Source organism: Nocardioides furvisabuli, from assembly GCF_021083185.1.
In the GTDB taxonomy this organism is placed as follows: domain Bacteria; phylum Actinomycetota; class Actinomycetes; order Propionibacteriales; family Nocardioidaceae; genus Nocardioides; species Nocardioides furvisabuli.
Genome location: NZ_JAIGQB010000014.1, coordinates 1 through 20,326, shown reverse-complemented (window position 1 = coordinate 20,326; position 20,326 = coordinate 1). Strand labels below are relative to the sequence as shown.

Sequence of the window (20,326 nt, the reverse complement as noted above, 5' to 3'; positions counted from 1 at the left end):
GCTAGAGGCAATCGAAAGAGCCATTACCGTGCGGTTCCGCCCACGCCGGGCTGCCGTAGGGAACAGGCGGTGAAGGCTTGGCTGCGGCCACGCGCACCCCGAACTTCACCTCCCGGAGCACCTGCCGTGACGAGCACGACCCTTGTAGACCTACTCGACTAGACCGAGTTGACCTCCTCGCTCGATAGCCAGCGCAAGCCGTGCAGTCCCTCGCTGTAGTCCAGCGGATGAGTGTCGAGAACGGGATATATCGACCAACTCGCGTGGGGGTACAGCCGCGCTAGAACGAAACTAGCCATGAAAACTGCGTCTTTCGGGCCGAAGGGATAAAGGACGATTGGTGAATCCAAGAGTTCCGCGGCGGGAATCAATTCATTCACCAGGTGATTATACGTGTCCGACACGAGTGTCTCATTTCTGAATTCGCGGAACTCCCACCCTTTCGAGGGCCAAATCTGTGCGAAGCCAGAGTCAACAACCCTCGGACCGGCTAACACCAAACTACTAAGGTAGCTGACCAACTGATCGTTTTGTGCCAGCGTGTTTGCCTCGAAGTCCGCGCGATCGCTCCGTGTGACCAAGACAATCAGGCCGGCACTCGGCTCGAGTTCCTCGAGTGCGATCGCTGCTCGACCCGCCTCGGCTCCAAGTATAAAGAGCCCGAGCGATAAACCTTGGTTCCTTAACGACGGATGTGGGCCCAACGGTAATGTGAGAGTTGCCTGCACGCCGCTGTCGATGCTTCTCTGAACGTCGCCGTAGTTCTTGGGCGTGGCGTAAGCAAGGGTCCAACTCACCTCCGGGTGGACAGCTAGCCAGCTTGCCGCCGCTAAAAGGTGCGGCTTCGTCATGCAGGTCACGTCCACGACCAGCCGTCCCCGCTCTAATTTCGCAGCGTCATCAAGTACCTGCGCGAGATCATCCATGGCGTACGGATTTGAGGATGACCGGTGGCACACCCAATCCGTTTGCGACCTAGTGATGTCTTCGATTTTCTCCCAGTTTGTCTGCCTGCGGGTAGTTGCAGTCGCACCGGGTGTTGCCGTGGTGCCATAGTCCAAGAACACGCCTTGGAGTTCGCGGTCCCGTCTTGAAAGCGCCGCCAACGCGCCGACGCACCTTTCCTCGTAGGAGAGTGCGCCTACAAGAAAAACGTTCTCACCGGCGCGTCGTTCTGTGGACAAAGATCGATTCACCTCACGACTCCTTTGCACGCTCGGAAGGCGCTACGGGCCGCGTCGTAAAGTCGGCTTTCAGCCGTGGGAATCTCAACGTGGCGTTGAGGTAGTCGTCGCACACTGTCTGCTATCCACGGGACAGAGCTAGAGAACTCCGGAGTTAGAACGAAAGCCTGCCGGGACAGACCGTTTCGTTTACCCGTGCCGACGTCGGGACGAGCCACAAGATCTCCGATAAAAAACTGCGCCGCGTAGTCCTGCTCGCCGCCATCAATGCAGGCGAAAACAAACTGGCCGCCGACATACTCCAGGGTGTCCTGGAAACTGCGCAACTGCTCAGGATAGACACGAGTGAGTGTCACGCGATTCTCTTTCGCGAGATTGTCTATGCGGGCGAAGATCCTGTCACACCACGCCGAGTCCTCTGATTGCAGCCAGACCGCTTCGCCTGGCACTGCTCGCAGTCTTGGCTTCTGGTACGGCTTCTTCACCCTCCTAAGAAGTTCATCGAGCGAAGCCGCGAACAAGGGCATGTCAGCACCTGCGTATGTGTGAACGGTCGAACCGGTGACCCATGTCGGCAGTGCCGCCCGTTCGCCAGGGTTGCGAACACACAGAACGACTTCCTTGTTGCCGGCGAAGCCGTACTCGAACATCACTTCTCGGCTCGGACCTGTCACGTCGACCACCGCATACTTAGCTCGGTCCATTCGACGACGGATCTCTGCTGCCCAGTCACCCGAACCCAAGTGGTTTCCATCGGTAATCGTAACGTCCACAGACAAATGTCTCTCAATAGAGGAGCGCATCTGTCGCGAGACGGGATCAGCAAATACGTACGAAACGAAGACCTCGGGGCGCTTTTGTGGGGCAGTCATCAGATGCCTTCCTTGAAGCTCCTCGTTTGACACCCGGTGAACTATTTTGTCCATTGAATGAACCTCTGATCCCAAAGCAGTAGTGGTGGGATCTCGAACCTTGTGGGTAGGAGGTTTGCGTCCCATATCTCGCCCTCGGTTAGGTGAAGGGCCTCCGCGGCGAGCGCTCGCCGGACTAAGCGGGCGGTCTTATTGTCAACGGTGTCATCAAGCTCGTACGCCTCAAGCTCTAGGACTGTCTGGCCGGTTGCACCACCGATCGCGGAGAGGTGCTGCTTCCGGAAAGAGTCAAGGACGGCGGCGAAGTCCCGAACCACCGGTCTCATGCGAACGGTTACGTTGCTTCGAATTCGACGCGACACGTTCGTTATCTGCCGAGCGAGGTCGTTCGATGTGAGTTGGGGAGTCTGCATGATGTACGCGAGTTCGACCATTTGCCGGATCGAGTCCCGGCCAATCATGCTGACCCACGGCGCGACATCTTCTGCCGAGATGTCTGAGCCATTGACCGTGAGATATCGCGCCACGGCTTCCCGAGAGAACGCCTGCCATTCGTGACTATAGGGGGACACTCCGAGATGGATTATGTTGTAGTGATCCCCAGGGACCAGTGTCGGGTCGTGAATCCCGAAAACTTGTTCCGCGATTCCTGGTCGGCTCGCGACAACGCAAAGCAACTCAAACGATTGATCCAGCAATTTAACCAAAAGAGACACGCAAGCTGCTGGAGCGTCTTCGGCGCGATCAAGAAAGATGAGCGTCTCTACATCCCTCCGACCTGCAATCTTTAGAAGGCAGGACATGAGCCGTCGGGCGGCCGGCAGTGTGTCCCAGAAATCCAAATGATGGTCGCCGACTGCGAACGCCAGGCGTTCGAGGTTGCCCGCGGTACACTTTCTGGTCGTCGAAATCTCTGCTGGCAGAACGGGGCTGAGGATCGACAGGGATTCGTGCGCAAGTCCGCACGCTGGGCCATCATCCTGGATGGCTTGTGTCAGGGCCGCCACTGCCAAGAGTGCGGCTGTCTTGCGCTGTATACGCGCATCGAGGTCAGGGTCGACGGCGAGGTCTCTTCCTCCTAGGCCAGCCTCCCGAGTTATCGGGAATAGGGCGTTGAGCAAGTTGATGTAAATCGCGCCAGGGTATGCCGATTGTTTGCGATAACGAAGAAACGTTGTCTTCCCTGAGCCCCGCGAGCCAATAAGAAGCGCGCTCCGATTTATGTCAAGTGGAGCCCCGGGATGCGGGATGTGGATGGTTTCAAGGTCACGGATCTTCTCTCCATCGGCTTGGACGAACTTGGGTCCGTTTCCGTCCACCCTTCCACCCCCTGAATCGCGACCGGGACACATGATCTCGCAGGATGAGCCCCCTGACCACCACGGATCTGTGGGCGGCGTCGGCGGCGGTCTTTCACGCCACGGTTCAAGTCTGCTGACCAGCGCTTGCGGTGCTCGCTGCGACGACGTTACGTCCTCGTTCTTGGTGTCATAGGTACGTCCGCTGATGTGTTGACCGGCGGTGTCCTGTCGGCCCTGTCGCGGCTGAAAGGACGCTGGCCAGGTCGACCCAAACCTGGGAATGGCTGGCAAGCATGTGGCGAGGGTTATGAGCCAGAGATGCTTCGGATTTCCTACCTCGCTCCCGACGCTCGAGCAGATGTGTCGAACAGCTCGAGCTCGGCGGGATGCAGCTGATGCTGCACCACGAAGGACCTGTCCTTGATCCGCCACAGCCCCTGGCCGGTTCCCAACGTTGGCAACAGCGACTGCTCGGTCCCAGTCAGGCCTAAGGCTGTCGCCGTCGACCCGAGCTGGTCCGACTCCTGCCGGTAGACCACGCGCGTCTCGGCGTTGGCGAGCAGCGACGACGCGAGGGCGCGCATCGCTGAGCCTTGGTCGCCGACGTTGTCGAGGTCGGAGAGCTTGTGGAAGATCAGCATGTTCGCGATGCCATAGTGGCGCGCGAGTCGCCAATGCGCGTCCATCCGGCGCAGGAGTGCCGGGTGGGACATGAGGCGCCAGGCCTCGTCGTACACCACCCACCTCTGCCCGCCGGACGGATCGAGTAGTGCGGACTCCATCCAGGCCGATGCGCACGTCATCAGCACTGAGATCAGGGTGGCGTTCTCGGTCACGCGGGAGAGATCGAGCGACACCATCGGCAGGGTCGGATCGAACCGGACCGTGCTCGGGCCGTCGAACAGCCCAGCGAGGTCGCCGGCGACCAGACGTCGGAGCGCGTGGGCGACCAGGCGTCCGTCTTCTGCGAGCCGACCGTCAGTGTCGGTGGTCGGGTCGGGGGAGAGGAGCCGGTCCACCACCATCGGCAGCACAGGCGTTGGCGAGGCGCGGACGACGTCACCGAGGGCGACGTCGATTGCCGTGTGCTCCAGCGGTGTCAGCCGGCGCTCCAGCACGGTCTCGGCCAGGGCGCCGACCAGGTCCCGTCGCCTGGCCGTGACCTGCGCCGTCCACTGCGCGTCATCGAGACCGCTGGGCCGAAGACCCTCGTCGAGGGGGTTGAGCCGGTTGGCCATGCCGTGCCCGAGCGCGATGGCCTTGCCGCCGACGGCCTCGGCCACCGCGGTGTGCTCACCCTTCGGGTCGCCCGGCACGTACACGCGGCGCCCGAACGGGATCGAACGGGTGTAGAGGCTCTTCGCCAGCGCGGACTTGCCGGCACCCACAATCCCGGCGAGGACGAGGTTCGGTGCGGTGATGAGACCGCGGGAGTAGAGCACCCAGGGGTCATAGACGAAGGAGCTGCCTGAGTAGAGATCCTGACCGACGAAGACGCCGTCACTTCCGAGGCCACCCTCGGCGAGGAACGGGTATGCACCCGCCAGCGTCGCTGAGGTGTCCTGATGGCGTCGTAGGCGCAATCGGCCGGAAGTACGAAGGGCGGCGGGGCCGGGCTCACCTGCCCGGGGCAACACGACGGTGGCGCGGCGCTCGGCTGTCAGCTCGTCGGCTCTGGCCTTGGCTGCTGCCTTCCGTGCCTCTCGGTCCACGGAGAGCAAGGACTTCGCAGCACTCTGCCGGGTGCGACGGTCACGGCGTCGCTCGCGACGGGGCGACACCAGCACGGTGCTGTGCAGGCGGCCTTCGTCCCAGCCCGTCACAGCGAGAGCCGCCAATCGAACGCGAGGTCCTCGAACGTGGGCATCGGCGCCTCTTCCTTGATGTGGTCGGGAAGGAGGTGTGCCCGGAAGCCCGTCGCTTTCCTCTCGCGCGCACCTCACCCTCAGACGTCGCGGCACAGCGGGAGGGCTGCTGCCGAGAACGCCTGCGCCTGCTGGCCCCAGAGCCGACGGGTCTCGCAGGAGGCCTGGATGGCTGCCTGCTCGAGGTGAGCCACGGCGCGCTCGAGCTCGTCGAGGTCCGCGGCGCTGACGGCGATCAGTCCTGTGGTGCGCAGGATGCCGTGACCTGCGGTCAGGTCCGCCTCCTGCTGGAGTACGTCGTTGTACTCCGCGGACTGCTGGGCGTCCTCGATCTGGCCGATCCGCTGACGTTGCGAGGCGTCGGAGACGTACTCGGTCTTCTTCTTGCGGATGTCGCGCGCGGCCTGATCGGTGCGCATCGGGGTGTAGAGCAGCGTGAAGGTGCGTCGAACGCCCGAGGACAGGAGCACGGGCGCGAGGAACCCGGGGTAGACCAAGGATCGCGGCCACTCGCTGACCCACAGCACGCAGTGGTGGGCTGAGTCGCTGCGCACACTGGACCACTGCTCGGTGACACCGACTGGCCCGGCTGCGGCGAGGTCACGGCCGAGATCACCGTGGCGCTCGAGGGCTCCGGCGACGACGGGGTCGTATGCCGAACGCAGGATCACCGCTAGGTCGCCCGGCTCGAGCCACGCCGATGGTGTGAGGTCGGCAGCCCTCAGGGCAGCGGTGGTCGTCGACATCTCCTGGCGCAGCACGGCGGCAGCACCGCGGTTGCCCCCGCCCGCGGCGCGTATCGCACGACCAGCTGCTTTCATGTCCAGCGAGATCGAGACGGTGCTCGCGTGCCGTTCACCGGCGGGACCGGCGCGGTCGATGAGTTCGGCGTACGTCGTGGACGTCCACGAGGCGTCCTGCATGCCGTGCTGGGACCACCACTGCGCCAGACCTCTGCCCGAGTCGGGCAGGGTCCGCTCCATCACCTGCAGGGACGCGATCCGTCCGGATCGACAGGCGGTGGCCAGGACACGGCCCCAGCTGGCCACGCGACGCTGTTGCTCGATCGGGTCGAGCAGGATGAAGGCCGGATGGGTGACGCTGACGATTGCCGTCAGTGTCGAGCGGTGCGGGTCGTGGATCATCACGGCTCCGCTCTCCGGGTCGAGCCACTGCCGCAACCGCGCAGCATCGCCCGGCAGCGCCAGAGTCCCCACAGGACGCGGTCTCACGATCCGGCGCCGGAAGAGCAGCTGGCCGCCCGTCGAGCGCCATACCCAGCGCGCCACCACCGGGAGCCACTCGACCAGTTTGCGGCCACCGATGCCGACCCACGCCAGGGCGGCGCACAGGAGCAGCATCGGGGCGACGTACAGCAGAAGGGCTCCGCCGCCCAGGTACAGCGCGGCTACCAGGGCGACGGCACCCATGCCGACCACGACGAGCTGTGAGCCAGAGAGACCTAGGAGGACTCCGCGTCGGGAGAGGCGGGAGAACTTCACCGGCGCGAGGTCGTAGTCGCGCCCCGCCGAACCAGTACTCATCGCCCTCGGCCCTTCTTGGCACTCGACGCGGGCATCGGGTCAGCCACGTGAGGTGGCGACGGTGCCGCAGCGCTGGGTGGTGTTTGGTTAGCGGCATCGGTCTGTTGGGTAGCCGCAGCGCCCACCGAGCGGCCGGTGCTGACGCCAGCGGAGAAGGACTGCTTCGCGACCGCCAGTCCCGCTGCGACGCCGCCACCGGCCGCGCCGCCCGTCCGCCCGCTCGACAACCCGCCTGCTGAGGCTCCGCCCCCGACGCCTCCACCTCCGCCTCCAGCCCCGCCTCGAGCCCCGCCCCGGGGAGACCCAGGAGCTGCGGCTGGGGCAGGAGAGGGACCTCCGCCACCAGTGGTCGTGCTCCCGCCCTGCTGTCCGCCACCGAGGACCTTGCGGGGCGTGGACCCGGACTGGCGGTTCAGGGGGATGGGCATGGGCCGGTTCATCGCCGACTTGGTCTCCTGCTCGGCCGACATCGCGTGGTGCATGTCGAAGCCCATGAAGCTGATCGCCTTGTAGGTGAGGTAGGGGGCGAACGCGGCCATGAGCATGAGCACGACGCCGGCGATCGGCTCGCTTGCCGATGCGAGGTCGGAGTCGATGGGTGCGGACACCTGCGCGGTCGCCAGCAGGAAGATCACCACCAGCACGACCTTGGACAGGATCAGGGCGAGGACGAAGCCCGCCCACCGGCCGATCCAGCCTCGTGTGTGGTCCCAGCTCGCACCTGCAAGCGCTATTGGCGCGAAGACGATCGCGATGAGAAGCAGAGCCTTTCGGACGAGCAGACTGATCCAGACGATCACCGCGCCTCCGATGGCGAGGCCGGCGATAAAGATGGTCACGATGGCTCCCGCTCCGGGTGCGGCAAGGCTGATGGCGCCGAGGCCTGCGACGAGGAGCATGATCCGGTCGCCCATCTCCTCCATGTTCGTCCCGGCGGCATTGACGATGCCGACGCTCAGCTGGTCCGTGAGCTCCAGGGCGGTTGCGAGCAGGGTGAGTGCCACGAACGAACCGAGGAACGACTTCGCCATGCCGAGGGCGGCTCTGGACAGGGCTGCGGGTTCTCTCCGGATCACGCCGCCGATGACCTGGAGCATGAAGAAGCCGAGCATCACGAAGACCGCGACGCCGAACAGGATGTTGTAGACCTTGGTGTACTGGCTGCTGGTGACGTCGACCATGGTGGTCGAGTCGAAGACCCTCCAGACTGACTCGAACATCCAGCCGGCTGCGTTCCCCATGGACTGCGCGAGGTAGTCGAACGGAGCCGAGACCAGGGAGCCGGCCGCTTCCCCGGCCACGTCGCAGACACCTGAAATCACCGGGATGTCGCAGACGTCGACCATCGTGTCGTCCTGTCGTCTCAGGCCCGGATCAGACCGACTGGCCGACGTTCCAGAAGAAGTTGACGAGGGTGACGGACGCGCCGGTGATGATCGCGGCTCCGAGGCCCACCAGCACGCCGACCTTGCCTCGCCCAGCGAGGTGCGGGTTGGACGAGTTCGCGCCGAGAGCCCACACGATCGCGGAGATGATGAGGGCCAGCACCGCGAGGATGAGGCCGACGGTCATGGCGGCGCCGACGACGTCTCGGAGCTGCCCGATGCCCGGTAGGCCGTTGGAGTTGGGACTGATGGTGATGTCGTACGGGAGCACTGGGGAGCGGTAGAGCACGATTCCTCCTGGGCAGGGGTCAGGGTCTTGCAGTGCAGGTGCGCGCGCGACGCCGGTACGTAGGCAACGCGGGAGGGAGCTCGCTTGCTACAGGTGGCTACAGAGATGCCCCGAGGGAAAGGAGCCAGTTGGCCCAGGCGAGTGAACCTCCGGTGAGTACGGCTCCGCCGAGTGCGACGTAGAGCCCGGTCTTTGCCTTGCTGGCCGTCTGCCAGCTTCCCTGTGCTGACGCGAACGTCCACGTCGCTGCGCATGCGATCACCATGAGTACGGCGATGACGAGGCCGTAGGTGAGCAATGCGCCGACGATCTTCCGCAGGTCGCCTGCTCCGCCGATGGCACCGAAGTCGGGTCCTACCAGTGGAAGCAGGGTTGTCGTGATGCTCACGCCAGGAAGGTGTGCGTCCAGGTCCAGCCCGCGAAGTGGGTGGTTGCCTCGCGAGTCAGCTTACGGCCGTGAAGTGCAGGTGGTCGAAGTGTCCGCCGGTCACGCTGGTCGGGTCGTGCATCCCGCCACCGTCGTAGGAACGCCAGCCCTCACTGCTGCGCGCCACCGACCAGATGCGGCCCTGCCAGATGAGGTACTCGACGCCGAGGCTGCCGGCGTTGGACTTGAGCCAGTTGGTGAGCTTCCATCCGAGGTCAAGGGCGGGCCCGGTGGCAGCCGTGCCGATCGAGTTGCCGAACGTCCCGTCGCAGGCCCGTCCGACCTCGTGCTCGGAGTCGTTGCCGGGGCGCTGCGACCAGCATGCCCAGGCCGTGTCAGGAAAGGCGGCCCGGACCTGGGCGAGGACGTGGGCCGTCTGCTCGGTGATGAGCCCGTCGGTCGTGGGGTCATCGACCAAGCCGTTCGGGTTGGTCCCTGGGTAAGACGTCGCGGGTCCGCTCGTTGTCTCGTCACAGCTGGCGTTCTCGCTGCCGTTGATCTCGGCTGCTCCGGTCGCGCTCAGCCACGGCTCAGGGTCAATGGGCGCAGCGTTGACTCCACCAGGTCGGACCTCGAAATGCAGGTGGTCGCCCGTCGAGTAGCCGTCCGACCCGACGTCTGCGATGTGCTGGCCAGCCGTGACCGTGTCATCCACGCTGACGTGGATGCCCTCGGCGTACATGTGGGCGTACGCGGTTGCCACCGGCTGTCCACCCACGGTGTGCTCGATCACGATGAGGTGTCCGTACCCGCTGGCGGGCCCGGCGGATACCACGCGTCCGTCGGCAGCGGCGACGATGTGGGTGCCGGCATTGGCTGACAGGTCTACTCCCGTGTGGAGCTTGCGTTCGCCCGTGATCGGGTGGACCCGCATCCCGAAGCCACTCGAGCGTGTCCACGACCCGGCCGGGAGCGGGAAGACCACGCGTGAGGTCTCTGGCTCGGTGCCTGAGGGCGCGCGCGTCGACGGGGACGAGGAGGTGGCCGACAGGCACGAGGCCTGGGCGGCGGGGTTGAGCACCACGCCGAGGCTCAGCAACAGGATCGCGGGGCCGAAGAGGAGAGCTAGGACGGTGATGAGCGCAACCTTGGCCATGCTCAGTCCAGCGGCTCATCAAGCCTCGAGAGGCGCAGCAGGTAGCACTGAGCGTAGGACGGCGCGCACACGATGAAGACCGTGAAGGCAACCTCATGCTCGGAGACCACGGGTTGGTTCTCCCAGAGTCCGGAACGGTGTCGCGTGCCCTCGATCGTAAAGGCGGTGGTTCCAGGAAGCAGCTCGTCGCCTGCTTGGGCCTCTGCCTCGTCCCACAGCGTGGGTGTCACCACCGACTCGATGGCGAGCCACTGCGCGGTCTCGTACTGGGCCAGCTCGGCCCAGATCTCCTCGGTGGGCAGGTAGTTGTCGAGGTCAGAGACCAGACCGGGGGAGGACTCACCCGTGGGGTCACCCACGGCGACGAGCTGTTCGACGTGCTCGGCCCGCCCGACAAGCGTTGCCGTGTTCCACTCGAAGATGGCGTCGGCGACGAGGCGGGCGAACGCGTCAGGGTCGCTCGTCGGGCGCAACGGGGCGAGGGCGCCGACGGGGGAGACGGGGGCCTTGGTCGTCATCGCCCTGGGTGTGGCGGGTGCGACCCCGGTCGTGCCCGGCCGCGCCGGTGAGGGACCCATCTGCAGCGAGTAGATGAAGACGGCGACCAACAAGAGGCCCAGCGCGAGGCCGGCGATGATCAGGTGACGTCGGCGGACAACTTCGGAACGTGTCGGGTAGCGCATGTGTCTGAGGTGGCAGCGTGTTCCCGTGCGCGTGTCACAGCCTCGACAAACGCGCGCGTCTCGTCGACGACGCGAAGGAAGAGCGTCCAGTCGTCCGGCTTCACCTCTCGTGCCACCTGCTCGACGTCGTATCGCGTGGACCAGCCGTCGAGTTCTGCCCAAGTCAGGACGAAGGCGCGCGTGGATCGCTTGGCGCTGGCTGCCGCCGACGCCCGCTTCGCACGGTTCTCTCGGACTCGACGCCTGTGATCAGCCTTCGCCTCGGCCAGGGCCTCGTCCGTGAGGGCGTCCACTACCGAATCCTGGCTCGAGGTCATCCGCGCGGCAACGCGCTGTGCTGCCTTGACTCGCTGGTACCCAGGATCGACCGGACCGCCGTTGCGGATCGAGTCGAGCTCGTCGGTCGCCACCTGGCGAATCGTCTCGGGCTGGGAACGGTCCGCCGCGATGCGTTCCATCTCCAGGATCTGCTCGAGCCGTGCGTACGACGCCTTGCCCGTCACCATTTCTGCGGCCCGACGACGGGCCGATCCCAGGGCTCCTGGCCCCGGTGATGCTGATTCAGCATGACCGTGCTGACCTGCGACTTGATCGTTCTTCGCCCCGTACTGGGTGGCGGCCTGTCGGCGCCGCGCGTCCTCCTTCACCAGGTCGAGAAGCTCCTGGTAGAGCTTGGCTGCCTCGTCGGACGTGAGGGGCTGATGGGTGATGTTCTCGTCGCGCTCGGCAAGCAACCGAGTCAGCTCGTCGCTGATGCCCGAGCGCACCCAGACGCGCAGGGTCTGCCAGCCGAGCTCCTTGGCGGCCGCCAATCGACGGTAGCCACAGATGAGGTAGCCGTCCGGGGTGATCGTGACCGGTTGCAGAAGGCCGACGCGGGTGAGCGATTCCGTCAGCTTGGTCAGGTCACCGGGATGCCGACGGTGACGCTCACCGACGACGATCGAGTCGATCTGGCGCTCGAGCTCGACGAACCCCTTGTCAGACACGGCCCGTGCTCGCTGACGTGTACTCGGGCGCTGCGCGCTCGATGAGGCCCGCGAGTGCCCCGTCCTCGAACAGCTCGTCGAGACCCTCGCCGGACATCAGACGCAGCAGGATCCCGCGCCCCTCGCTGGTGTGAGAGCGGTCGCGATGCTGATTTCCGAGCACACCGCGCAGGACGGCGAGCCAGGACTTGTGATCGACGTCCAAGAGCGCGGGTCCGTTCCCGTCGCGCCGCAGCGACTCGAAGGCGCTCAGGCGGGTGCCGGTGCGGATCAGGCGGGCGGCGATGTACTCCAACCCGAGCCGTGCAGTGCGTCGGGACCACCCCAGCTCGACGAAGAACTGGATCGCCTGGTCGAGGGCGAAGTAGGCGTTCGTCGGCTCGTCCTCGATGGACTCCTGCCTCGGATCGTCGATCGCGCTGAGGTCGTCCTCGATCTGGAAGGCTGAATGGTAGTTCGCAAGCTCGTCGTCGCGCTCACTGAACCGTTCGGCGTCGTGATAGCCAAAGCCGGAGCTGTGGCGCGCCTGCTGGTTTGAGCAGAGCAGCCCTCGGGCCCGGGACTCATAGACGAGGCTCAGGTGGACCGCGTGTGTGATCACTGCCCACGGATCCTCGGCCAGCCGGGTCGCCCGGGCGTTCATGATCTCGAAGGCGTACGTCGCGGCGTCTGTGGGTTCCAGCCCGTACTTGTGAGCGAGCGCGCCGTACTTGTCCATGGCGTACGCCATCAGCTCGGCGGCATCGGGGTCGGTCTCCCATGCACCGGGTCCGGCATAAGCGAGGTCGAGCAGCAGGAGTCGAAGTCCTTCTGCGGTGGCGTAGATCGGGTCGTTCACAGTCCGAGTCCTTCCGGTGGGGTGGCCGTCGTCGCGGAAGGCAGCGACTGGCCTTGAGCGGGATGGTTCATGCGTCTGGCTGCCTTAGTTGCGGCAGCCGCTGGGACGCGTCGAGCGCGTCGAGTCAGTTCGTCCTGGAGGTCGATCCCGCAGCCTGCCCATCGGGCCCCGATCAGCGTGGAGACCTCGCTGGGTCGGACCCACGTGATCGTCGGTCGGACCGGCTCCCCAGATGGCTGGACCGGCTGGGGGAGTGAGGGGTCCCCATGAAGGACGAGGTCATTCGGTGCAGGCTCGGGTACGGCCGTCGGCATGGGCTCAGGCAGCGCGCGATCGAGACGGCGTCGGTAGGGCGCGTGGGTGTTCACAGCCCCACCCCCTCAACCGCTTTCGTAGGGCGTGACGGCGACGCCGGCGCTACTCGCGAGACGATCCGGAAGGCAGATCGAATGGTGGTCAGGGCCTCGGGCTCGGGAAGTCCTGCAGCATGAGCCGCCTGACCGAGCAGCGAGGTCGTGCTGCCCAGGTCGTGTCCGTCCTCAGCCATCCGGCACGCTGCCCAGAACAGTCCGCCATTGCGCGCGCCTTCGGGACGCGAGGCGACCCAGGCGGCCAGTTTGTCGGGGGCCCTGCCGATCGAGGGCACGGTGGCGGACGGGCGCAGTTGCCTAGGCGGGTCAAGGAACCGCCGCAGCCCCGAGGCGTCGACCGGTGTGGGCCGGTGGTGTTCGGCGACCGCTATCTGCTGGTAGTGGCCGTCGACGCCTTCACCGGTGCGCGCACAGGAGGGCGGGATGATGATGTAGCCGCCGTCGCCGCGGAAGTCGATGTGCTGGCTAGGCACCTGCCACGACCTCTGGTCCGTGGCGGTGGTGCGAAGGAAGTAGGCGTGGAGGCCGCCGGAGGGAGTGCGGACCAGCCACGCCCACCCCTCGACGAATCCGGCAAGTCGCGCACGCTCGAAGGCACCGAACCCGGACCGGGCGCCGTGGACGTCTACGTCGACCACGTCGACGCCGCCGGCCGAACCGGTGGGGACGCCGATGTTGGCGTCAGGCCATCGCTGCCACCATGACCTGACGGTGTCGGTGTCGGTGCTGGCGTCATGGAAGCCGTGGACGGTGAGGGGTTGCTTGCCACGGGGGATGCACGGGAAGACTGGGATGCCGCGGCCTACGACGAGCGCCGCCGCCGTCGCCAAGTCCGGAGCTCGCACGAGCGAGTCCAGGAGCCACGGACTCCAGCGGGCAGAGCCTTGCCGTTGTGGTTGGTCGTCCATGGGCTCGACTGTCCACAGCTATGGCACCAATTTCCGCCCCTCCTCGGTAGCGCCCGTCCTCGCGAGCATGGGACGGGCGGAGGCGTGCTGCCAGGTATGTGCACGGCGGACGCCGGGGCCTCAGCGCGAAGTATCGGTTAGCGTGGGGCCACCCAGAGGTTGAGACATACCGGGCGATCCCAGCGCACGAAGCTAGGTGAATCGCCCAGATTGGGCGTACCAACAGGCGCTGCACCCCGGCTCCCCTCTGTTGTCAACGGGTGACTTCGAGGGTCCTTGTCGCTTGGCTCTTCCGGGGTGGCGCCGGTGCGGCGTAGCGTCGGCTGTGCGGGTCCGGGAGTGGCTGATCCGAAGTGTCGATGTGCGGGTGTAGGTCGACCGCGCTGGATTGAAGAGCCGCCCCGCAGTGCCCTCCCGGATCCGTGCCAGCGCCGGGGGCGTCCGCGACGAGTTGCTTGTAGATCGTGTCTGAGAGGCGTCGCTTGAGGCAGCGCAGTGCCTCGGCCGGCTTCTTTCCGGCGGCTCGCTTGCGGCGGTAGTAGGCCCGGCCGTCGGTGTCGGGCCGCAGCTGCGTGACGGCGGCGATGTGGATCACGTGGTTGACCCGCCGATTGCCGGCTCGTGAGAGTCGGTGTCTGTTCTGCTCGCCCGAGGAGGCGTCCAGTGGCGCGGTGCCGGTCCAGGAGGCGAACCGGTTGCGGTCAGCGAACCTGGCCACGTCGCCGACGTCGGCGAGGATCCGGGCAGCTACCACAGGACCGATGCCGTGGATGTCCATCAGGTGCGACTGGCGGGCCTGGACCATCGCCTTGAGCTCGGCGGTGGCCTTCTTCATCTTCGTCTCGGTCGCGATCAGGTCGGCGAGCTCCTCGGCGGCGATGCGGCGTCGGGTCTTCCCGGCGATGTCGCGGGGTCGGACGCTGGCCAGCATGACCTTGGCCTGGCCGGAGGTGAGGTCCTTCTTCGCCTGTCCTGGCAGGAGTTCTGCCAGCAGGGCGTGGAGTCGGCACACGGTCTGGACGCGGCGTCGGGTGAGGGCTTCGCGGCGGTCGGCGAGCATCCGCATGGCTTCGAGTTCCCCGTCGCGGTGCAGGACGCGGAGGGTCTTGGTGCGTACTCCGACGACGGCGACGGAGTGGGCGTCGAGGGCGTCGGTCTTGCGGTTGTGGCCGGTGTCGAACAGACGGACTCGGGCGGCGAGCTTGGCCGGGACGTCGACGACGTGCTCGCCCGCTTCGAGGAGTCGTTGGGCGAGGGGTCGTCCGGCTCCGTTGGCTCCCTCGACTGCCCAGACCCGATCGGGCCAGGTGCACGCATAGGTGCGCATGGCGTTGTAGCCGGCGTGGTCGGTGCTGAATCGTCCGGTGCCGAGCTTGGTCTCGTTTTGGTCGAGGACTTCGATGGTGGCCGACAGCTTGTGGGGATCGACGCCGATGACGACGCGTCCGACTGGGTTGCTCATGTGCTTCTCCCGCCTGTGAGTTTCCGGATGGACGGCGAGGCGGGCATTGCTACTACGAGCTGGGCAGTCCCCTCTTGAGCCACGCCTCGTCAGCAGTGCTCGGCGGGCCGCAAACCGGAAGAGGACCACACCGCGGTCGGCAGTGGGCAGCCCAAAAGAGAGCGAGCCCGCCGAGCACCTGGGTCGAGTCTGGCCAGACGTCGACCTTGGCGGGAGTCTCTAGTAGCCCAGAATGACGCTGTGGGTCGGCACGGCGCCCGTCATGTAGCCACGATCCGGTCTGACCCAGCCGACGTAACGTCGGGTCCCTTACGTTGGATGGGAAGGATGGGCCGCTGGACCCGAACGGAGAGGGTCATCGCGACTACGCCCGTCGGGCCTCGTCCTGAAAACGGCCGGTCATGTCCAAGGCGGTGCGTGACCAGCCCTCAGCCGACGGCCTAAAGTCGGCCTTGCCTCTTTCGACTACTTAGTGAGGGGCCATCCGTAGCGGCAGAGGAGCCGCAGGGAGCGAGGTCGGTCGTGAGCAGCGGAACGCCGCCGGACTGGGCTGCGCTCTACGCAAAACACAGGGACAAGATGTGGGCCTCCGCACTTGGGATTCTTCGTGAAGGTGGACGACAGAGCGAGGCAGAGGATGTCGTGCACGACGCGCTCCGCTCCTTGATGGAATCGCCACCTACCGGCGTCCAGAGCTGGGAGGCGCTAATGATCGCAACTGTGAAGCGCCGCGCCGTCGATGTTCTGCGGTCCGCGCGGGTACGTCGCGACGGTGGCGAAATCTCGGACGCTGCGGCAACGCAGCTCGGGTCCGAGGAGTTTCTCGCCGACGACGTGGCGGAAGCGGTCGACCATGAGCGCGTGGGCGGGCTGATCTGGGATGCCCTGGGCGGACTTGATGCGCGAGACCGTCAGATCGTCTGGGAGCGAATCGTGCACCAGCGCAGCCTCCGAGAACTCGCGGAGGAATTTGGTTTGTCTGAAGGTCGCATCAGTCAGATCACCAAGGCCGGGCTGACGTCCCTCCGAGACGCACTGGAAAAGCAAGGAGTAGAAGGGTGGTGAAGGGATGAACGCAAAGGACCCAGACCCGAAGTTCGACGCGCGCGTAGATGAGTTCGTGCGCACTGGACGCATGCCGTCGCTCGAAGACTTGGATGAACCCGAGCGCTCCGAGACCGCCGCGTTGCTGGATATCGCTGGGCTGGTTTGGGAACTGGGCCACGGAGCACCACCGCTCGAGGCGGACCCGATTGCAGCCACCCTCGGTCTAGTGCCTGACCTGACGAAGTCGTTGGATAAACGAGCGCTCAAATCCGCCATGCTGCGCGCAAGGATTGACGCTAGTGAGTTGGCTCGTCGCCTCAAGGCGCGCGAGTGGAGCGTTGAAACGCGCGATGTCTTTATGTGGACCAGCCGGGGCGGACCTGACGTTCCGCCCGCACTAATTCGTGCGGTCGCGGATATCCTCGGCACGACGTCAGATCGGCTTACAAGCCAGAGGCAGGCGACCGCCTTCGAGGTCGCAGTACGCGAAGTTGTCCAGACCCCTGCGTTCGAGGCACTTGCGCAGCGTTGGGCGCTGCTACAGCGCAGTAGCCTGGTGGCTGCCCGGTCCGCATTGGCTGCTCGCGTGCCGCTGGCCGTGAATCGCGGCGACCATCCAGACCCGAAGCAGATGCTTGCGTCCCTCGGAGAAGTTGTCGCATCCCTCGAGGCAAACGAACGCCGTGATTAAGACGTTCGATGATTGTGTAGCTGCCGCACTGGCCGCCCTTCCCGACACCGTGGCGCAGCGTTTCGCGGGTGCACCTAAAGAGGCATTGGAAGGCCTCGGGCTAACTGTGCGGCCAGCCCAACATCTCACGGAGAGTCGCGAGGGCGGAGGCTGGTGCGACGGACAGTCCTATCTCAGCGATGGTGTCGTCCTTTTCCGTCCGACCGGCAACCGCCGCGAGAACTTCACCTTGGCGCACGAGCTTGGCCATTGGCTCGTTGACCAAGTGGACGGGGTCTACGACTGGCTCAGCCGACAGGAGAACGGGGACCGCCTGCTAGAGACGGTCTGCGACGCGGTCGCACAGTCGCTGCTTATCCCGGCGCGCGTCGTCGACGACATAGTGGCAAGCCGGCAGGTATGTGCTCAGACGCTCCTGGACCTGGTAGACGCGACTCAAGCGAGTCGGCCGGTGTGTGCGATCGCCCTGTCTCGACACCTGCCATGCGCCGGGGCGGTTGTCATCATTGACCGTGAATCCGGCGCGGTCACCTACTCAAGTGTGCAACCTGACCCGTTCGAGGGCTGGCCGGTCGCTATCCCGTGGCCCGGGCAGGACGTGCCTCCTGGCCACCCGCTCCGCAACCTTCGCGACGGTGCGTCACTAGGACGGAAGTCGTTCTGGGCAACACCGTGGGGGCAACGTCAGGAGTTCTACATCGACGCTGTCGGTCTTAGCAGGGTCGTGGTCGCCGTCTTCGCCGACCGTGATCTCTGGGGCGTTGAGACGACTCACTTCGACGCCCCGCGTGAGTTCAGCCACCGTCTGGAGGCAGACATTCGGTGCTGCGGGGGGACGCAGAAGGCCCGCGGATTCCCGTGCCCGGAGTGCCGGCGACTCTTCTGCCCCAAGTGCGGCGGCTGTCTATGCACGCAGCGCGCGTCCAACGAAGCCACCTGTCGGGCCTGCGGCTTGGAGAAGGCAAAGCACCTCATGGATTCGAGCGGCTTCTGCGTTGACTGCATGTGACCGGGCCGTTGTACCGCTCATGTCAGCGGCCAGTGTCCCTGGCGGCTGGTCGACGACAGATGGACCCAAGACGACTTCACCCGATGGTCGGTCACCGTAACCGGTTTCGCCGCGCTAAAGCCGTCGAGGCTTGCACCGACTACTAGGTGAGGGCGCATGAGAAGAGCGCCCGACCGAACACCAAGGAGGTCGCCATGTCAGCGAACAAGACCGAGCCCACCGTAGGCCACCAGCACGAAGAGCGCTCAGTGCAGATCGTCGTCAACACCCGCCCCCATCAGTGGGCTGAGAGGACGATCTCCTACGAGGAGGTGGTCAACCTCGCCTACCCGGCCCAGCCCATCGGCGAAGGCGAGGAAGTCACCGTGTCCTACACGCGGGGCCACGACGAGAAGCATGAGGGCTCGCTGACCCCAAACCACAGCGTCAAGGTCAAGAACAAGATGGTCTTCGATGTCTACCGCACCTCTCGGTCCTGACGCGGACCTCCGTCGCCTCCTCGACGACGGACACGACATCAGCGTCATCGACGGCCACTTGGTCGTGAAGCGGGTTCCGTACGTGACCACGGACAAGGTGGTCGCGTACGGGTTCCTCGCCTACCCCGTTACCGTTAGTGGCGACAGCATCGTCTCTGGAACCGACCACCGCATCTGGTTCGGTGGGTCAGCGCCCTGCAACGAGGTCGGGAACCCGTTCGCCTTCGCCAACGCAGAGACCCTGACCATCTCGCCCGACCTGACCGCGAACTTCATGCTCTCCAGCAAGCCGGGCCCCCAGGGCTACCCGAGCGAGTACGAGAAGGTCACCGCCTACGTTCGCATGCTCACCCACCCCGCGATGGCGCTCGACGCCGCCGTCACCGCGACACCCGGCGCGGCATGGCAGCAGGTCGAGGGCGACCTGCCCTTTAGGTATCGAGACACCGCCACCACCCGTGCCGGCCTCTCGGTCATCGCCCAGGTGTTTCTCGGCCAGCGAATCGTCATCATCGGCCTCGGCGGCACCGGCGCATACATTCTCGACCAGGTCGCTAAGACGCCGGTGGCGAGCATCCTGCTCGTCGACGGCGACGTGTTCGATAACCACAACGCGTTCCGCGCCCCCGGTGCCCCGACTCTCGAGCAGCTGCGCGAACGTCCGGCCAAGGTCACCTACTTTGCCGACGTCTACGGGCGCATGCACACCGGCATCGACAGCGAGCAGACCTACCTCGACGACGACAACCTCAACCTGCTCGACGACGCCACCTTTGTCTTCGTCGCTATGGACGACGCCACGATGAAGCCCGCGATCGCCACGCACCTGCTCGAGCGCAACATCCCGTTCATCGACGTTGGCATGGGCATCGAGGAGATCGATTCCAAGCTCTCCGGACTGCTCCGGATGGTGTTCGCCGGCCCTGACGCCAACGTCGAGGACGCGCTGGCCCGCATCCCCAAGCCCGCGGAAGAGCGAGACGACTATGGGCGAAATATTCAGGTCGCCGACCTCAACGCCCTCAATGCGGTCCTCGCAATCGGTCGCTGGAAGCGACACCTCGGCTTCTACGCCGACGCCACATCCGAAGACTTCGCGACCTACTCGATGTTCACCAACCACGTCACCAACGAGACCGCCGCCGAGGAGGACAACGCTCTCCATGAGATCCAGCCCGGCAGTCACGTTGGGACGGGAGGACCGGTGAGCGCAGCGTGACCGTCGAGGCTCTCACTCCGGAGTTCGTCGACAGCTTCCCGAGGATGCTTGAGCCCGGGAAACTCTACGTCTCCATCGAGTTCACGACCTGCGCTCACTTGTGCGCATGCGGGTGCGGGGAAGAGGTCATCACGCCCCTCTCGCCAGCCCAATGGTCGTTCACCTTCAACGGCTGCGACGTCTCGATGCGTCCCTCCATCGGCAATTGGACGCTCCCGTGCCAGTCCCACTACATCATCCAGCGAGGTCAGATCCGATGGTCGTACCAGTTCACCAAGGACGAGATCGCCGCCAACCGTGCTCGAGACCGCCGCGCTCTTGAAGGCCGGGATGTGCCCATATCCGATCTCGCTGTTCTTCCAGACGCCGCGCCGCGAAAGCCCGGAAGTCAGCGGTTTAACCACTTGTGGGAACGGATCTGGGACCTCATTCGGGGCTGAGCCATACGTAAAGGCTCGGACGAGGGTCCCTTAGCGATCGAGCCGCGTCGCGTTGCGTTGCAACTGTAGGTGTGGCGCGGCACGAGGTCTTGACACAACGTGTCGCGTGCCGGGTCTGATGGAGGCTCTCATTCCACGGAAGGATGAGAGTCATGGCAGCACCGAGGAAGTACCCCGAGGAGCTTCGGGAGCGGGCGATCCGGATGGCGGTCGATCTGCGGCGTGAC

At 65.4% G+C, this 20,326-nt stretch carries 20 protein-coding genes; 6 read left to right on the top strand and 14 right to left on the bottom strand.

The annotated features are described in order from the left end of the window. Positions 1 to 158 precede the first annotated feature (158 nt). The 14 genes from K4G59_RS19175 to K4G59_RS19110 all read right to left on the bottom strand — a co-directional run bounded on the left by K4G59_RS19175 (position 159) and on the right by K4G59_RS19110 (position 15,214). Positions 159 to 1,196 carry a hypothetical protein gene (locus K4G59_RS19175; RefSeq protein ID WP_231252670.1) on the bottom strand — a complete coding sequence of 346 codons (1,038 nt, stop codon included), beginning with the start codon at positions 1,194 to 1,196 and terminating at the stop codon, positions 159 to 161. Continuing rightward, entirely contained in the window at positions 1,193 to 2,056 is an 864-nt protein-coding gene (locus K4G59_RS19170) for a hypothetical protein (RefSeq protein ID WP_231252669.1), read from the bottom strand. The genes K4G59_RS19175 and K4G59_RS19170 overlap by 4 nt, the downstream gene beginning before the upstream one ends. A gap of 41 nt (positions 2,057 to 2,097) precedes the next feature. Next, the gene (locus K4G59_RS19165) at positions 2,098 to 3,375 is read right to left on the bottom strand and encodes a P-loop NTPase family protein (protein ID WP_231252668.1); all 1,278 of its coding nucleotides are present in this window, start codon (positions 3,373 to 3,375) and stop codon (positions 2,098 to 2,100) included. Between the two features lie 314 nt (positions 3,376 to 3,689). Continuing rightward, positions 3,690 to 4,940, bottom strand: a complete 1,251-nt coding sequence (locus K4G59_RS19160; protein WP_425572345.1) for a putative type IV secretion/conjugal transfer ATPase — start codon at positions 4,938 to 4,940, stop codon at positions 3,690 to 3,692. A 362-nt stretch (positions 4,941 to 5,302) separates the two neighbouring features. Next, positions 5,303 to 6,766 (bottom strand): SCO6880 family protein, encoded by a 1,464-nt coding sequence (locus K4G59_RS19155; RefSeq protein ID WP_231252666.1) that lies wholly within the window; start codon positions 6,764 to 6,766, stop codon positions 5,303 to 5,305. Continuing rightward, the gene (locus tag K4G59_RS19150; protein WP_231252665.1) at positions 6,763 to 8,112 is read right to left on the bottom strand and encodes a TrbL/VirB6 family protein; all 1,350 of its coding nucleotides are present in this window, start codon (positions 8,110 to 8,112) and stop codon (positions 6,763 to 6,765) included. The genes K4G59_RS19155 and K4G59_RS19150 overlap by 4 nt, the downstream gene beginning before the upstream one ends. Positions 8,113 to 8,140: 28 nt before the next feature. Continuing rightward, entirely contained in the window at positions 8,141 to 8,440 is a 300-nt protein-coding gene (locus tag K4G59_RS19145; RefSeq protein WP_231252664.1) for a DUF6112 family protein, read from the bottom strand. Between the two features lie 97 nt (positions 8,441 to 8,537). Then, positions 8,538 to 8,828 carry a DUF6112 family protein gene (locus tag K4G59_RS19140; protein WP_231252663.1) on the bottom strand — a complete coding sequence of 97 codons (291 nt, stop codon included), beginning with the start codon at positions 8,826 to 8,828 and terminating at the stop codon, positions 8,538 to 8,540. 55 nt (positions 8,829 to 8,883) lie between these two features. After that, positions 8,884 to 9,963 carry a M23 family metallopeptidase gene (locus K4G59_RS19135; protein WP_231252662.1) on the bottom strand — a complete coding sequence of 360 codons (1,080 nt, stop codon included), beginning with the start codon at positions 9,961 to 9,963 and terminating at the stop codon, positions 8,884 to 8,886. 2 nt (positions 9,964 to 9,965) lie between these two features. Next, positions 9,966 to 10,481 (bottom strand): hypothetical protein, encoded by a 516-nt coding sequence (locus K4G59_RS19130; RefSeq protein WP_231252661.1) that lies wholly within the window; start codon positions 10,479 to 10,481, stop codon positions 9,966 to 9,968. Positions 10,482 to 10,600: 119 nt separating this feature from the next. Continuing rightward, a complete protein-coding gene (locus tag K4G59_RS19125; protein WP_231252660.1) occupies positions 10,601 to 11,635 on the bottom strand; it encodes a ParB N-terminal domain-containing protein in 1,035 nt (344 codons plus the stop codon). Further along, a complete protein-coding gene (locus tag K4G59_RS19120; RefSeq protein WP_231252659.1) occupies positions 11,628 to 12,473 on the bottom strand; it encodes a serine/arginine repetitive matrix protein 2 in 846 nt (281 codons plus the stop codon). Before K4G59_RS19120 ends, K4G59_RS19125 begins: the two co-directional genes overlap by 8 nt. Positions 12,474 to 12,837: 364 nt before the next feature. Beyond that, a complete protein-coding gene (locus K4G59_RS19115) occupies positions 12,838 to 13,752 on the bottom strand; it encodes a bifunctional DNA primase/polymerase (RefSeq protein WP_231252658.1) in 915 nt (304 codons plus the stop codon). Between the two features lie 253 nt (positions 13,753 to 14,005). Continuing rightward, a complete protein-coding gene (locus tag K4G59_RS19110; RefSeq protein ID WP_231252657.1) occupies positions 14,006 to 15,214 on the bottom strand; it encodes an IS110 family RNA-guided transposase in 1,209 nt (402 codons plus the stop codon). A 522-nt stretch (positions 15,215 to 15,736) separates the two neighbouring features. Here K4G59_RS19110 and K4G59_RS19105 point away from each other — a divergent pair. The 6 genes from K4G59_RS19105 to K4G59_RS19080 all read left to right on the top strand — a co-directional run bounded on the left by K4G59_RS19105 (position 15,737) and on the right by K4G59_RS19080 (position 20,099). Further along, positions 15,737 to 16,279: an RNA polymerase sigma factor gene (locus tag K4G59_RS19105; RefSeq protein ID WP_231252656.1), complete on the top strand. Its 543-nt coding sequence runs from the start codon at positions 15,737 to 15,739 to the stop codon at positions 16,277 to 16,279. A 4-nt stretch (positions 16,280 to 16,283) separates the two neighbouring features. After that, entirely contained in the window at positions 16,284 to 16,952 is a 669-nt protein-coding gene (locus tag K4G59_RS19100; protein ID WP_231252655.1) for a hypothetical protein, read from the top strand. A 265-nt stretch (positions 16,953 to 17,217) separates the two neighbouring features. After that, a complete protein-coding gene (locus K4G59_RS19095; RefSeq protein WP_231252654.1) occupies positions 17,218 to 17,961 on the top strand; it encodes a hypothetical protein in 744 nt (247 codons plus the stop codon). A gap of 194 nt (positions 17,962 to 18,155) precedes the next feature. Continuing rightward, positions 18,156 to 18,440 carry a multiubiquitin domain-containing protein gene (locus K4G59_RS19090; protein WP_231252653.1) on the top strand — a complete coding sequence of 95 codons (285 nt, stop codon included), beginning with the start codon at positions 18,156 to 18,158 and terminating at the stop codon, positions 18,438 to 18,440. After that, complete coding sequence (locus K4G59_RS19085) at positions 18,415 to 19,659, top strand: ThiF family adenylyltransferase (RefSeq protein WP_231252652.1); 1,245 nt, start codon at positions 18,415 to 18,417, stop codon at positions 19,657 to 19,659. The genes K4G59_RS19090 and K4G59_RS19085 overlap by 26 nt, the downstream gene beginning before the upstream one ends. Then, positions 19,656 to 20,099 (top strand): ubiquitination-like system serine protease family protein, encoded by a 444-nt coding sequence (locus K4G59_RS19080; protein ID WP_231252651.1) that lies wholly within the window; start codon positions 19,656 to 19,658, stop codon positions 20,097 to 20,099. Before K4G59_RS19085 ends, K4G59_RS19080 begins: the two co-directional genes overlap by 4 nt. The last annotated feature ends 227 nt before the right edge of the window (positions 20,100 to 20,326 follow it).

Coding starts and splice junctions, on each gene's coding strand:
- K4G59_RS19170 (WP_231252669.1), bottom strand. CDS start 2,056: ATGACTGCCCCACAAAAGCGCCCCGAGGTCTTCGTTTCGTACGTATTT.
- K4G59_RS19155 (WP_231252666.1), bottom strand. CDS start 6,766: ATGAGTACTGGTTCGGCGGGGCGCGACTACGACCTCGCGCCGGTGAAG.
- K4G59_RS19150 (WP_231252665.1), bottom strand. CDS start 8,112: ATGGTCGACGTCTGCGACATCCCGGTGATTTCAGGTGTCTGCGACGTG.
- K4G59_RS19135 (WP_231252662.1), bottom strand. CDS start 9,963: ATGGCCAAGGTTGCGCTCATCACCGTCCTAGCTCTCCTCTTCGGCCCC.
- K4G59_RS19130 (WP_231252661.1), bottom strand. CDS start 10,481: ATGACGACCAAGGCCCCCGTCTCCCCCGTCGGCGCCCTCGCCCCGTTG.
- K4G59_RS19115 (WP_231252658.1), bottom strand. CDS start 13,752: ATGGACGACCAACCACAACGGCAAGGCTCTGCCCGCTGGAGTCCGTGG.
- K4G59_RS19110 (WP_231252657.1), bottom strand. CDS start 15,214: ATGAGCAACCCAGTCGGACGCGTCGTCATCGGCGTCGATCCCCACAAG.
- K4G59_RS19100 (WP_231252655.1), top strand. CDS start 16,284: ATGAACGCAAAGGACCCAGACCCGAAGTTCGACGCGCGCGTAGATGAG.
- K4G59_RS19090 (WP_231252653.1), top strand. CDS start 18,156: ATGTCAGCGAACAAGACCGAGCCCACCGTAGGCCACCAGCACGAAGAG.
- K4G59_RS19085 (WP_231252652.1), top strand. CDS start 18,415: ATGTCTACCGCACCTCTCGGTCCTGACGCGGACCTCCGTCGCCTCCTC.